Source organism: Mangrovimonas sp. TPBH4 (assembly GCF_001280505.1).
In the GTDB taxonomy this organism is placed as follows: domain Bacteria; phylum Bacteroidota; class Bacteroidia; order Flavobacteriales; family Flavobacteriaceae; genus Mangrovimonas_A.
Window position 1 is genome coordinate 1 of the sequence record NZ_LBIO01000034.1, and the last position, 12,785, is coordinate 12,785.

The following is a 12,785-nucleotide window of genomic DNA, read 5'->3' on the forward strand; positions in this document are numbered from 1 at the left end:
TTGTATAGTTTTGAAGTTTTTATAAAAAGTAACATTAATAAATTCTTTATCAATTGAGTAATTAATTAAATGATTGTTTGATTTACTGATAATCATTAAGCTAATTAAAAACCATATTACAAAATAAAATAAATAAAACCCATAAAATTCCCTAAACATATAAGCCCCTTCTTTTATTATATAAATTATCAGAACGGTAAGTAAAGTAATTGGAATGAGATATTTATCAATAAATATTTTCTTTTTAAGAGTCATTTTTAGGTTTGTTGGGAATTAAGTACAACGGTTAGTATATGAAAAGTAGGCGATTTCGAAGCATGAAACTTTCGGATAAACACAAAGTTTGATACGAGATTAAAGCCTTGATTTTATAACTAATTCGCCTATTTTTTATATACATTGTTACCAGCTTTTTTTAATAAAATTTTCCTTCTTCACATTTATTTTTATCCCAATGATTGTTGAGAAAATCTAAAAATGTTTTGTTGCTTTTCAAATTGTCACTTGGTTTATATTCTCCACCGTATGGATGCTCACTTTTGCACATAAGCATTGTTGAACCTCTCAAAGCATATTTAGTCGAACCTTCATACATTATTATTTTCATTTCTCCAGGATCCATTCCTCCACGACAAATCAAAACATATGGTAAAGATATTTCAGCTATTCCATCATTATCCAAATCTGTAATTGTGGTCGCTTTTGGCATAAAACCTGTAAACCAGTCCACTCCAAAACATTCGGTATAATCATACACTCTCCATTTTCTTTTGTAATCGTTATCAGACTTGCTTTTTTGAAATAGGTAAGCATACAATTCTGATTTATCTTGAATCATATAATCAGTAGAATCTTTGTCATAGTCTTTCCAAGTGAAGTGTCCAGTTACCGTTTGGATTAGAATATTCTCTCCGTTAGAGTCAGTCCATTTTAGGGCTTCAACAACTGTTCCTCTAAAATCAAGTGCTTTAGGAATGTCATCATAACTTAATGTGTCAATTTGAATTGATTTACTTGAGTTTTCCTTATCCCAAATACTCAACCAAATGTCTGGTTCAAGTTGTCTGAATTTTTCTTTGTGCTCTTCTGTCTGTCCGAAAGAAAGCTGAGATATAATCAGAAACAATATTGTTATTAGGTTCTTCATTTTTTAAATTGCTGGTAACGTGCTTGTATATGGTTTGTTGCGTGGTTTAGCACATAATTTAGCAAATAAAAACCGAATAGAAAATCCGTGAGGATTTTCGTAAGTAGGCTAGAACAAGCAATAAATTATATACGGTGTTGGCAACTGGCTTTATTCTTTACAATATTTTTTTAACGCTTCTAAAACCATCCAATTATCATCTCCAAGTGACACAGCTTTTTTCAAATCCGCACAAATTTTAGTCAGTTCCGATTCTGGAATTTCAGTTTCTTTTGATGCGATTATTTGGATGTCTTTTGATTTTGATAAGGTTCTACCATTTCCAAGTTCATATTTTCGTAAAATTGCAAAAGCTCGGTTAGAATAAGCATTAGTAAAATACGGCTCAATCTCAAGGGTTTTATTGAAATCTTTTATTGCCTCATCAAACTGAAAATCATTTAATTTCATTGTGGCTCTTGCAAAATATCCGTCAGCCCAATTTGGTTCCAATTCCAAGGCTTTATCTAATTTTTTTATTGCTCCTTTGTAGTTTACTTGTTTGTACAATTCTTGAGACTCGTTGTAAAACTTGAAAAGTTTGTCATTTATTTTATCCTTTTGGTAAACACCATTTTTGTAGACATTTTTTCCTTTTAATTCTCCTGTTGAGTAATACGAAACGGATTCTCCGTCCATTTTTCCATTCACAAAGTTTGTCCGTTGTTTTAATTGTCCGTTTGGATGATACATTTCCCAAATTCCAATTTCCTTTCCGTTCTTGAAACTCCCTTTTTGCATTAAAGTTCCATCTTCATAAAATCTTTGCTCAAGTCCGTTTGAAATTCCGTTCTCGTATTCAATTTCGTCAGATATATTTCCATTTAAATGGTAGAGTAGGCGTTTACCTTTTAGTTTTCCGTTAAACAAAATTCCTTCGCCTTGTTTTTTTCCAGTTAGATAATAGTCAATAAATTTTCCTGAAAATGGTATTGAACTATTTTTTAAATACCAAGTTCCATTTTTTTTTGTCATTAATTTAGTTGTCGGGATTGCTTTTATGTTATCAGGTCTTTTTACATATTCTTTTGTAAAAACATAAATAATTCCATTCAAATCTTTGTAGCCAGAAGATTCTATTACTTTTTTGTCTTTTACGACAACAACATTATCAATTTCGTTTTCCGTTAAAGTTCCAAATCCTTCTTTAGGTTCTTCTATTACAGGAATAGAATCGACAACATATAAAACATTTTCATTTGAGTTCTGACCAAAGCCAATTAATGATGATATAGTCAGTAATAAAATCAGTATTTTGTTTTTCATTCGTAATTTTTTTCAGCTTGTTGCCAACGTGTTTGGCTATGGTTTCGTTGCGTGAAAATCCGCGAGGATTTTCCGCCGTAAACCGAAGATAGCAAATTTGCGTGGACTTTCCGAGAGGAAAGTCAGAAGCAATGAACTATAGCCGGTGTTGGCAAACGTTATTTTTTATTTATGATTTGTTTTATTCCTTTAATTCCTCCAACAATTATATTCCACCATTCTTTTTGAGTTTTAATTCCGTCTTTTAATTCGTAATCGACAACCTCTTTTGAAACCACAATTGATATTTTTCCATCGCTAGTATAAATCAAAGTCGGAATATTGTTTTCTATAAATGTTCTCTCAAAGATTTTATTGAATTCTGTTTTATGGGTTAAGCAATAAGTTTGATCACTTAAATCATAAGGTTTGAATAAAAAACTATCTTCAATCAAGTCAGATAAGTCAGATTTCACAGTTTCGTTTTCAGTTGGCGAGTAAGAAAATTCAAGATTATAATTTCTAATATCTTCCTTTTTGTCGAATGCAAACATTTTATTCAATTCGTCATTTGTCAGAAATTCAACGATTTTTATATCCGCATAGAATTCAGTCAAAAATTTCACATCGTTTTTGACTTTATTTTTTCTTTTTAATAACTCGATTTTTTTTCTTCTATCGTCGTTCATCCTAATGTTTGCCAACGGTTTGTGTAACGCCGCTGTTGCGGCGTAGTATGGTTTAAAGATAGGTAAAGAAAACTGACATTACACGTTTGCGAGTATTTTCCGAAGGAAAATCCGAAGCAATGCGTGTTACACGGTGTTGTAGCACGTTTTTATTTTTTTTATCCAGTTCTTTTTGTTCGCAATAATGCCAGTCGGTAATTCATTGATTTCATTCTGTTCAATTTTATCCAGACAGGCTGAAATTATTGTGTTTGTTCCGCTGATTTCTAAAATTTCGTTTAGGTCAGGTTTTCCGTAATCTAAAGTAATCATTGATGACCAAATTCCAACACGATATTGATATTCACCAACAAAGCTCGCAAATTTTTGAAGTCCGATTTCCTGAATGATTTGCTTTCCAAGTTCAATTATTGCTTTGTATTCTTTTGAGTCCGATTTGCTAAAGTCAAATGGATGTATTCCCAAAATATAAAGGTTTTTACAGCCGAATAGAAAGTCAGTCGTTTTGGGATTCATTATTTTGTCAAATTTTTAGTTTATAAAATTCCTCAAAACTTACTCGCTGGCCAAAGAAATTAATCTCTTTTTCGTGATAATGGTAATGTGCTACAACGGTTTGTGTATAGTTTCGTTGCGTGAAAATCCGCAGGATTTTCAGGTATAAGAAACTAAGATAATAAAGTTGCGAGGATTTTCCGCGAGGAAAATCGGAAGCAATGAATTATACACGGTGTTGTACAGCGTTATTTTATTCGTCAACATCCGCAATAGTTTTTCACTAATGTGTTTTCGTTAGTTTCATTTATTTCAAAGTAACAACCAGCACCATTGTCAGTCGGTCCAAATTTTGATTTGTCCAAATTCCAACCGTGCTGAATATCCATTGGTGAACTTTTAAAAATTCCTTCTATCCATTTTACCAAACTTTCTCTTTTCGTTTTTGGTAAAACGAGGGAAATTGTTGCTCCGCCAGCTTCTTTACATTGTTCAATCGAGTAATTAATTCCGTTTTCAAAGTCTTGATTAAAAGAACAAATGCTATAGTCTAGATAATCGTAATAAGTAATTTCACGTTTCTTGGAAATCGAATCATAGTTTAGATTAAGAAACAGATAAATTACATCATCAGCATAATTAGTCCGCTTCATCTCTGCTTTTAGTTCATCAATATTCGGTTGCGCAATTATAAAATCTTGACTAAAAGTCAAAATTGGAATAATGAATAATATGGTTGAAAAAATGTTCTTCATAATGCTGTACAACGGTCTCGTGTATGAGTAGTAGCGGATTTCTACTCACTAACTTTTCAGTTTTGTACTGACCTTTGTTCTATATTTTATCTTTCGTTTATCACTTAAACCGCTATTACTTATACACATTGTTGGCATTAGTATTTATTTTTTAAACACAAATGAAATCAGTCTTGGTATTTCGTTTTCAGAGTTATTATCAAACCACTCCTTTAATTCAATTAACTGAAATCCATTATTATTTGCATTATTAATATATTCTGAGATATGATGAACATAGACTTCTAATTCTTCAGTTCCGTTTTCCGTTTCGTATTTAGCTTTACTTCCAGAATATTGTTTAAAGGAATGTAATTCACTAATAAAAAACAGTCCATTCTTTTTTAGTTTTAGGCTTGCTTGAGAAAAAATGTGGTCTAAGTTCTCAATATGTTCAAGTGTTAAGCTTGAAGTAATTAAATCGGCAAAGCTGTTTTCTACTTCCCAGTTTTTAGTCAAATCGGCTTTCTTGAATCGTACTCTTTTATCAGATATTTTTTCTTCTGCTTTGTTGAGCATTTCTTGTGAAAAATCCAGCCCGATTATTCTTTCTGCTTTGTTCAGTAACCATTCTGTATTTTTTCCTGTGCCGCATCCCAATTCTAATACATTTTTAAAGTCATATTTATTTAAGGTTTCAATAGTGCACTTTTTATCTAAATCTCTTGTTCGATTTTCATTCGTGTCATATTGATTAGCCCAAATATTATATGCTTTTTCTATGCTCATTCAGTTTATTTTTATATTAATGCCAACGGTTTGTGTATAGTTTCGTTGCGTGAAAATCCGCTAGGATTTTCGGGCTAAGAAACTAAGATAGCAAACTTGCGAGGATTTTCCGTGAGGAAAATCAGAAGCAATGAATTATACACGGTGTTAGCAAACGTATTTTTAATTTCCTTTTTTCTTTTTAAGAATTACTTTTCCGTTTTCATCAGTTTCATATTCGTCCTCAACTTCTTTTTCATCGACTTCTTTTAGTTGTTGTCTAAGAAGCCCCATTGCGTGGTCAATGACAAAATATAAAGTCCGACTATTCTCTCCGTCCATTAATTCCAAAATATCAGTAAAGTTTCCATTGACGTCATCTCCAGAACCCATTGTTCCAATTTCTTTTTTATGATACAGTCTAATTAATACTTGTCCGTCAATTGGTGAAATTACAAAATAAGGTTTCTCTCTTGTTCCGTTTCCAGTTGATAATATTGACTCTGCAATTAGTTCGAATCGTTTTTTGAACTTTTCTGCATTTTCCTTGTCCTTTTCTTTTTCATAAGTTTTCCAAAGGCCATAATTCAAAGAAAAGTTAATAGGGTAAACATTTATAAATTGGTCGGCATATTTATGAATTGTGTCAGCAGGAAACCTGTCAGCGACTTGATAAGAACGTTCCATATCAATCATTCCGTAAGCATCATAAAATTTTGAAGCGGTTTGTCCAGCCATTAGTGCAATTACTTTGTCTTTGGAAAAATTCTCTCCATTTTTAACAAATTCAGCACTTAACTTTTCATAATAGTTTTCACTCAAACTATCTTTTGACTGTTCAACTAATTTTTTAAAGTCAATTTGATAGTCAAAGTTTTGTCCCAAAATTAAGTTTGAAACAAAACCCATTATTAAAAGTAAAATCGTTTTTCTCATATGTTTGCTAACGGTCTCGTATAACCGTCAGTTACGGGTTTATATGCGTTAATTTTCGGTTTAGAACTGACGTAAGCAATTCCGAGTGGATTCGGACGTAGTCGAATCCGCCGTAATTGCGGTTATACATTGTTGTAGCACGTTTTTATTCTATTTTTATTAGAATTAGTTATTTGATTCAGAATTAGATTTTTTATGAACTACTGTATTTTTGTTAGCTTTATTTCTTTGTTATTTACTACAGGTAAAACTAACCCCTGTACATTTCCATTTTCATCTCTAACAAATTGTATGGTTCTTAAGATATTCTCAACTATATATTGATCTTTTATTGCGAATCTATCTCCATTTATTGGAATTAGTTCTTGATTTCTACCATTAGGTAATTCTACCAATAAGCCATGCGTTGCGTTTTTTATTGTAACGGGTGGCCTTTTTCCTATTTGATAACGACCTAAATATTGTTTTTTTTGATTTTCGGTTAAACTAATTGGGACAATATTGTTTGTGGTTACGTAATTTTTCTCCCATTCAGGGTCAAATATATCAGCAGCTTTATATCGTATTTTCTGGCGTATATGTGGTTCATTGATTCTATCGTAAACTTCACAAGTTACAAATGCTAAAACCGTCTCTATATTTGGATATACAACAATGCCATTTCCCCAAGCTCCAGCTGCCACAAAAGCGTTCTTGAATCGGTAATCTTCTGTATTTTGGACCAACCACCAAGAATACCCATAACCATAATCAATCTGTGAATTTCTAAAGTAATCTACATGATCATTGACCTCCTTATAATTGGTCCTTTCTTTTAGCATTTCATCCACCCAGTATTCAGAAATTAATTGCTTTCCCTTCCAATTTCCACGATTTAGCATGAGATGGCCTATTCTAGCAAAATCTCTAGTGGAAAGCCACATATGATACATGGGGGAGTTTGATGTTGGATTGGAAACCTTGTGTTGCGCGTCCCGATTCCAGTCTTGAAAATTTAAAGGAATTGCCAATTGAGCTTCGACTTCATCGTAAATATTATTTTTGGTTTTTAGTTCAAAAATAGTTCCGTAGGTGTCAAAATCCCAATTGTTGTATAACCAATATGTTCCAGGTTCATGGCTTCCTCTTTTAGGTAAATTAGTATCCGGTATTGATTCATTGGTGTTCTTAAAAACTGCGGATCTTGCAGAAAGTAAATCTTGAACGGTGGCCTTTTTTTCAATGGGTAAAATGCCTCCAATATCATCAATTTTGAGGTCTCCAATGGTTTCATTTAGATCAATTGTGCCATTTTCAACATATTTACCAAAAAGCGTTGAAAGGATGCTCTTTCTACAAGAAGCCACCCGACTTATTTGTGAAAGATTACCGTATTGATAAACAACCTCTCCTTTATGGATGATCATTAAACCTGTAACCTTTGTGCTGTCTACAATAAAATCGTTAAATGATTTCATTTTTATTGGGTTCCAACCTACCTGCGATGGATTTTTATTGATTGCCCAGTCTTTGTTAGGAAAACTTTGAGAAAACCCATAAAAATTTATTAAAATGAAGTAAAAAAAAATAGTTGATTTCATGTTTTAAATTTTTAACGATTCACTTTATTGATAATGTGCTACAACGGTTTGTGTATAGTTTCGTTGCGTGAAAATCCGCAGGATTTTCGTGTTAAGAAACTAAGGTAGCAAAATTGCGAGGATTTTCCGCGAGGAAAATCGGAAGCAATAAATTATACACGGTGTTAGCAAACGTTCTTTTATCTTAATTTAGTTCGTTTCGGTAATTCATTTTTAATTTTCGAATGATAGAAATCCGGTATAACTAATTTCTTTAGTTTAAGCAAAGGTCTTATATCAAGATTGGTTTTAATGGCGAGAGCAAGTTCTTCTAAATTACTCAATTCAGATAATGGTTCGAGTGATTTTATATTTAAAGTTTTTGCGTCAAAGCCACCGAATAGATGAAGTTTTTTTAAAGATTTTAAATTAGACAATTCGTTTAGGCTTTCAAGTCCGAAAAACTTGTCCAGCACACAATATTTTAGATTTGTCAAATTTTGAATTCCTTCTAAATTAGGTATCGCCAAACTACCACCAAAATTTAGTTGTTCAAGTTCCCTTAAATTACCAATAGGACTAAAATCTTTAATTTGGCTTGTTTTAACCCAAAGCCCTTTCAAATTTGGAATTTGGCAAACGGCTTCAAAATATTCTTGATTAACTCTATGCCCGAGGTAAAGATACTTTAGGTTGTCTAATTTCGGAAATACCTTTTGCCATTCGCTTCTTAATTTTTTTAGATTCGAATTGCTCAAATCCTTTTCTTGTAAATAGTCAGGAGATAAAGTTTTTGCTTTAAAAATTCCAGAATCCTCTATTCTGTAGTACTCAATGTTATTTTTGTTCCAGAATTCCATTCAAATGTTAGCAAACGTTTTTACATCAATAATTAGCGTTTTAAAATTTTGGTAATATAAACTCACCTTCTCGAACGGTTTTTCCGGGCATATATACTCTAAAGCAAGTCCAGAAATTATCAGATGGAACTAGCAGTTTGTTAGGGTAATCTGCATTGGCATACTCATCTTGCATTACATAGTACACATCAAATGTTTTTCCGTCAGCATTTAGTTGGATGCCTCGGTTATCAATATTAGAACCTTCATCGGTTTTAAGCCATTGGTCTTCACCGTAAATTGTAATGCTGAAGAACCCTAAATCAGGATTTTCGATTTCAGGTACACTGTAGGTTACTTTTTTCACCTTTTCACCGTTCATCAGGTGGTTTTCGGTAAAGTACATGGCGTCTTTGTCAGGAAGTAATCCGGTGGCGACGGCAACTCCTCTGTTTGCTTCATCAAGAGTAATTTTGTGTTCTAAAGTTGCCATGCCATTTAAGGTTCCTAATTCTTTAGCGCGTGCCACATAGTGCTCATGAATTTTTTCAAACTGTTCCATGTTCCAATTAGTAACTTTAAAAGGCTTTGGTTCATACCCATTCAGAAATTCTATCTTGAGCTGATCTTGAAATCCATTTACTTTTTTAATGTCTTCCGGGTCATTCGGATCAAGATACATACGCACATTTGCTACAAAAAAATCACTTGATTTATCAGCCGGGATAATATATTTTCCTGCGCCGTAATATACCCCTACTGTTACATGGTCGTGGTTCCAAACATGAAGCGACATATATCTGCCATCATTTTCAGGCAGGGTAATAGCAACATCTCCACCACCGTCAACAATGGAGAAAGAATAAGTAGTCATTCTATTCATTAGCGGTGCAGGTTGAGCATCTAATGCCATAACCGATCGATTGTGGTGCCATTGTGTATTATTGGCTCCTTGAGCAAATTCTCGTTGCATTGCCAAATCAGACATTGCCAGGGCAAAGTTTTCTTCGGTTACAGTAACCGGAGCGTCCTGTTTATCAGTGTTACTCTTTTTTTGTTGTGTGCATGAAGCGAATATCACAACTGCAATTAAAATGCTGATTCTAATAGGATTTCTCATGATTATTATTTTCTAGATTAATAACTTGGATATTTTCTCTTTAAATGTAATCAATTAATATATAATAGTTTAAATAATTTCATATACCCTATCAGTGTAATTTAAATGTTTGCTAACGGTTTATGTATAGTTTCGTTGCGTGAAAATCCGCAGGATTTTCGGGTTAAGAAACTAAGATAGTAAAGTTGCGAGGATTTTCCGTGAGGAAAATCAGAAGCAATGAATTATACATGGTGTTGTGTGCTGTATTTATCTTTGAATTATAAACCAATCGACTCGTCTATTTTCGTTTGATTCTGGAGAGCTGCTTCTCGGTTGGTTTGTTTTTTCGTCTTTTATTACTATTCTATTTTCATCATAACCCGATTCAATTAATAGTTTTTTGATTTCTTTTATTCGATTAATTGAGATACTTGGATTTGACTTTTGCTCCAAAATTGTACAATGTCCTGTGAGGAGAATTTCCGTATTATCAATTTTTAAAAGATCAGAGCTTATTTTTTGTATATATTCTTTTTTGTAATATGTAGATGAGTCCTTGTCAAAGAAGAATGGTTCAGGAAAGTTGTCACTGGAAATTTCGAGTTCTGCTCCTGTATTTTCATCTTTTACGTGTTCAATATTTTGACCAAATAAATTGAGGCTTAAAAAAATAGTAAATAAAATAATTAGTTTTTTATTCATATGGCACACAACGGTTTGTGTATAGTTTTGTTGCGTGAAAATCCGCTAGGATTTTCGGGTTAAGAAACTAAGGTAGCAAAATTGCGAGGATTTTCCGCGAGGAAAATCGGAAGCAATGAATTATACACGGTGTTGTACACAGGCTTTTTACCATTTTTTAATTCCGTATTTTTTATTTGCATCATTTTTTATTTTATAAACCAATCTGTCAACTCTTTTTTCTGTGCAAGCAATTCCAGAAGTGTCAACTAGTTTTAAAATAATTGAGTCATTTTCTATTTCAATATTTCCAGAATATTGTCCGCAACCGTTGACTATTGATAGGTAAGAAACATATATAAAGTCATTTTCAAATCGGATTGTGTCAGTTTTTAGATTAAATTTTTTCGAGTTTAAGTTTCGATAATTTTCCTCTCCAGAATTAACTAATTCATCCATATCCATTATTGTTCTTCTATGGAATTCAATCAAATTTTTATTGGGTATAAATTCTGTTTTATTTCCGCAAGAAGCTAAAAGTCCGAGTGTTAATATAAGTTTTAATATTTTCAATTCAGTTCTTAGCTTGTGTACAACGGTTTGTGTATAGTTTCGTTGCGTGAAAATCCGCTAGGATTTTCAGGTTAAGAAACTAAGATAGTAAAGTTGCGAGGATTTTCCGCGAGGAAAATCGGAAGCAATGAATTATACACTGTGTTGTGCAACGTATTTTATTCAGGATATTTTTCATAAGCGAGTTTATCAATTTCGGATTCCGATAATCCTTTTGCTCTCAATTCTCTGCAATAAGTAGCTCTTAATCCAGCTAAATCATCAAATGGACTGTTCACAAGAATAGATTTGTGTTCTTTCCTTTCCTTTTCCTCCCATTTACTGTCCAATACTCCGAGTAATTCCTCTTGTTTTGCGAATATTATTCTTCTACAATCTTTTTCCTCAATTCTGTTTTTCAATTCGTAGTTACAAGCCATAGAAAAAGTCACAGAAGAAAATATCCAGTATAATAAGTCATTCAAGTCAGATGTCAATTTCCTTTCATATTCAGTTCCTCTTTCGGAAATTACATAATTGTAAAGTCCTAAATTATCAACTTCAATATTCGGTGTTGCATCTCCAATTGGTGAGCTAAATGTCGGTAGTAAATAACTTGGTGCATTTATCCTATCAGCCAATTGCTTTACTATATTTTCTATTTCAGTTACGGTTTTTGTCATATGTTGCACAACGGTTTGTGTATAGTTTCGTTGCGTGAAAATCCGCAGGATTTTCAGGTTTAAGAAACTAAGATAGTAAAGTTGCGAGGATTTTCCGTGAGGAAAATCAGAAGCAATGAATTATACACGGTGTTGGCAACAGTATTTATTTTATACTCCACGTTTGACTAGTTTTTAAAGTGTATGTGCCTGTAAACCAATTTATTGTTATTCGGTCGACTTTTACGCTTTTACATTCAGAACATGATGATATTTTATCTTTAAAATCAGTCGGAATGATGTTACCTTTTGATGATTTGAAAAATAGTACCATTTCCCCGTTTTCATTAACACCAGAAATTCTAAATCCGAGTATTTTATAATCAATATTTTTACTTTTTAAGAAGTCAGATTTTAATTGTATCGAATCTAGCTTTTGGGGAAATGAGTTGATATTATATAATTCAATTTTAGTATCAGAGAGCTTTTCAAATTCTGCTGTAATTTTTTCTCTTTCTTCAAGACTTTGAGAAAAGCTAAAAAAGGTATAAAAGAAAAAAAGAATTATTATTAGAATTTTCATCGTTTTCCTATTGTTGCCAACGGTTTGTGTATAGTTTCGTTGCGTGAAAATCCGGAGGATTTTCAGGTTTAAGAAACTAAGGTAGCAAAATTGCGAGGATTTTCCGAGAGGAAAATCGGAAGCAATGAATTATACATTGTGTTGTAGTGTGTTTTTAATTCATAGAATTCTTATTCAATGGGAAGTATTCTATTCAGCCAAGTAATTTCTTCAAGTGAATTTTTATTTTCAAAAAGTTTCCACATAGAATTTACATCTGAAGAACAACCTAAGCAATTATAAACTGGAACAGGTGAAGATTTCCAAAAAGCTATTTTGTCTATTTCTTTTTCTTTTAGTGTATAAAAGTTTTTTTGGCTCAGTCGTTCTAATATTAAAATAGCTAAGAATATTTCTCCGCTATTTTTGGAATTTAATAATGAAGAAATCTCAGAGTATTTTTTTTCTTTTACTAAGTCAGTCATTTTATTAACGAGAGGAGTAGTGCCTGCAGATACTCCGCACATGAAGCCAACAGTTAACTTTTCCAATTTATCTGATTGTCCAAAAGTAAAACTCGAAATTAAGATAGAAATGGTTAGTAAATGTAGTTGACTTTTATTCATTTTGTCAGTTCTTAAATGCACTACAACGGTTTGTGTATAGTTTCGTTGCGTGAAAATCCGCAGGATTTTCAGGTTTAAGAAACTAAGATAGTAAAGTTGCGAGGATTTTCCGTGAGGAAAATCAGAAGCAATGAATTATACACGGTGTT

At 32.4% G+C, this 12,785-nt stretch carries 16 protein-coding genes; all 16 read right to left on the reverse strand.

Going from position 1 to position 12,785, the window contains the following annotated elements; genetic code table 11:
* Window positions 1–255, reverse strand: a 255-nt coding sequence (locus ZA05_RS18425; protein ID WP_231632386.1) for a hypothetical protein, incomplete at its 3' end; no start/stop codon positions are given.
* Between the two features lie 160 nt (window positions 256–415).
* Window positions 416–1,147: a M949_RS01915 family surface polysaccharide biosynthesis protein gene (locus ZA05_RS01230; protein ID WP_053990041.1), complete on the reverse strand. Its 732-nt coding sequence runs from the start codon at window positions 1,145–1,147 to the stop codon at window positions 416–418.
* Window positions 1,148–1,297: 150 nt separating this feature from the next.
* Window positions 1,298–2,452: a hypothetical protein gene (locus tag ZA05_RS01235; RefSeq protein WP_053990042.1), complete on the reverse strand. Its 1,155-nt coding sequence runs from the start codon at window positions 2,450–2,452 to the stop codon at window positions 1,298–1,300.
* A gap of 158 nt (window positions 2,453–2,610) precedes the next feature.
* Window positions 2,611–3,120, reverse strand: coding sequence for a hypothetical protein (locus tag ZA05_RS01240; protein ID WP_053990043.1), 510 nt, complete (start codon window positions 3,118–3,120; stop codon window positions 2,611–2,613).
* Window positions 3,121–3,246: 126 nt separating this feature from the next.
* Window positions 3,247–3,636 (reverse strand): hypothetical protein, encoded by a 390-nt coding sequence (locus tag ZA05_RS01245; protein ID WP_053990044.1) that lies wholly within the window; start codon window positions 3,634–3,636, stop codon window positions 3,247–3,249.
* Between the two features lie 239 nt (window positions 3,637–3,875).
* The gene (locus ZA05_RS01250) at window positions 3,876–4,370 is read right to left on the reverse strand and encodes a hypothetical protein (protein WP_053990045.1); all 495 of its coding nucleotides are present in this window, start codon (window positions 4,368–4,370) and stop codon (window positions 3,876–3,878) included.
* Between the two features lie 144 nt (window positions 4,371–4,514).
* Window positions 4,515–5,138, reverse strand: a complete 624-nt coding sequence (locus tag ZA05_RS01255; RefSeq protein ID WP_053990046.1) for a class I SAM-dependent methyltransferase — start codon at window positions 5,136–5,138, stop codon at window positions 4,515–4,517.
* Window positions 5,139–5,300: 162 nt separating this feature from the next.
* On the reverse strand, window positions 5,301–6,053 hold the full coding sequence (locus tag ZA05_RS01260) for a DUF4919 domain-containing protein (RefSeq protein ID WP_082333634.1): 753 nt from the start codon (window positions 6,051–6,053) through the stop codon (window positions 5,301–5,303).
* Window positions 6,054–6,253: 200 nt separating this feature from the next.
* Entirely contained in the window at window positions 6,254–7,633 is a 1,380-nt protein-coding gene (locus ZA05_RS01265; RefSeq protein WP_053990048.1) for a serine hydrolase, read from the reverse strand.
* A gap of 179 nt (window positions 7,634–7,812) precedes the next feature.
* On the reverse strand, window positions 7,813–8,472 hold the full coding sequence (locus ZA05_RS01270) for a leucine-rich repeat domain-containing protein (RefSeq protein WP_053990049.1): 660 nt from the start codon (window positions 8,470–8,472) through the stop codon (window positions 7,813–7,815).
* Between the two features lie 40 nt (window positions 8,473–8,512).
* Window positions 8,513–9,571 carry a hypothetical protein gene (locus ZA05_RS01275; protein WP_197276030.1) on the reverse strand — a complete coding sequence of 353 codons (1,059 nt, stop codon included), beginning with the start codon at window positions 9,569–9,571 and terminating at the stop codon, window positions 8,513–8,515.
* Between the two features lie 249 nt (window positions 9,572–9,820).
* Complete coding sequence (locus ZA05_RS01280; RefSeq protein ID WP_053990050.1) at window positions 9,821–10,255, reverse strand: OmpA family protein; 435 nt, start codon at window positions 10,253–10,255, stop codon at window positions 9,821–9,823.
* 147 nt (window positions 10,256–10,402) lie between these two features.
* Window positions 10,403–10,807 (reverse strand): hypothetical protein, encoded by a 405-nt coding sequence (locus ZA05_RS01285; RefSeq protein WP_053990051.1) that lies wholly within the window; start codon window positions 10,805–10,807, stop codon window positions 10,403–10,405.
* Between the two features lie 158 nt (window positions 10,808–10,965).
* Window positions 10,966–11,469, reverse strand: a complete 504-nt coding sequence (locus ZA05_RS01290) for an Imm63 family immunity protein (RefSeq protein ID WP_053990052.1) — start codon at window positions 11,467–11,469, stop codon at window positions 10,966–10,968.
* Window positions 11,470–11,614: 145 nt separating this feature from the next.
* Complete coding sequence (locus tag ZA05_RS01295; RefSeq protein ID WP_053990053.1) at window positions 11,615–12,031, reverse strand: hypothetical protein; 417 nt, start codon at window positions 12,029–12,031, stop codon at window positions 11,615–11,617.
* Between the two features lie 170 nt (window positions 12,032–12,201).
* Window positions 12,202–12,636 (reverse strand): hypothetical protein, encoded by a 435-nt coding sequence (locus tag ZA05_RS01300; protein ID WP_053990054.1) that lies wholly within the window; start codon window positions 12,634–12,636, stop codon window positions 12,202–12,204.
* Window positions 12,637–12,785: the final 149 nt, after the last annotated feature.

Excerpts from the sequence above, each read along its gene's own strand:
- ZA05_RS01250 (WP_053990045.1), bottom strand. The coding sequence starts at position 4,370 with ATGAAGAACATTTTTTCAACCATATTATTCATTATTCCAATTTTGACT.
- ZA05_RS01240 (WP_053990043.1), bottom strand. The coding sequence starts at position 3,120 with ATGAACGACGATAGAAGAAAAAAAATCGAGTTATTAAAAAGAAAAAAT.
- ZA05_RS01280 (WP_053990050.1), bottom strand. The coding sequence starts at position 10,255 with ATGAATAAAAAACTAATTATTTTATTTACTATTTTTTTAAGCCTCAAT.
- ZA05_RS01255 (WP_053990046.1), bottom strand. The coding sequence starts at position 5,138 with ATGAGCATAGAAAAAGCATATAATATTTGGGCTAATCAATATGACACG.
- ZA05_RS01290 (WP_053990052.1), bottom strand. The coding sequence starts at position 11,469 with ATGACAAAAACCGTAACTGAAATAGAAAATATAGTAAAGCAATTGGCT.
- ZA05_RS01260 (WP_082333634.1), bottom strand. The coding sequence starts at position 6,053 with ATGAGAAAAACGATTTTACTTTTAATAATGGGTTTTGTTTCAAACTTA.
- ZA05_RS01275 (WP_197276030.1), bottom strand. The coding sequence starts at position 9,571 with ATGAGAAATCCTATTAGAATCAGCATTTTAATTGCAGTTGTGATATTC.
- ZA05_RS01235 (WP_053990042.1), bottom strand. The coding sequence starts at position 2,452 with ATGAAAAACAAAATACTGATTTTATTACTGACTATATCATCATTAATT.
- ZA05_RS01295 (WP_053990053.1), bottom strand. The coding sequence starts at position 12,031 with ATGAAAATTCTAATAATAATTCTTTTTTTCTTTTATACCTTTTTTAGC.
- ZA05_RS01245 (WP_053990044.1), bottom strand. The coding sequence starts at position 3,636 with ATGAATCCCAAAACGACTGACTTTCTATTCGGCTGTAAAAACCTTTAT.
- ZA05_RS01300 (WP_053990054.1), bottom strand. The coding sequence starts at position 12,636 with ATGAATAAAAGTCAACTACATTTACTAACCATTTCTATCTTAATTTCG.
- ZA05_RS01265 (WP_053990048.1), bottom strand. The coding sequence starts at position 7,633 with ATGAAATCAACTATTTTTTTTTACTTCATTTTAATAAATTTTTATGGG.
- ZA05_RS01270 (WP_053990049.1), bottom strand. The coding sequence starts at position 8,472 with ATGGAATTCTGGAACAAAAATAACATTGAGTACTACAGAATAGAGGAT.
- ZA05_RS01230 (WP_053990041.1), bottom strand. The coding sequence starts at position 1,147 with ATGAAGAACCTAATAACAATATTGTTTCTGATTATATCTCAGCTTTCT.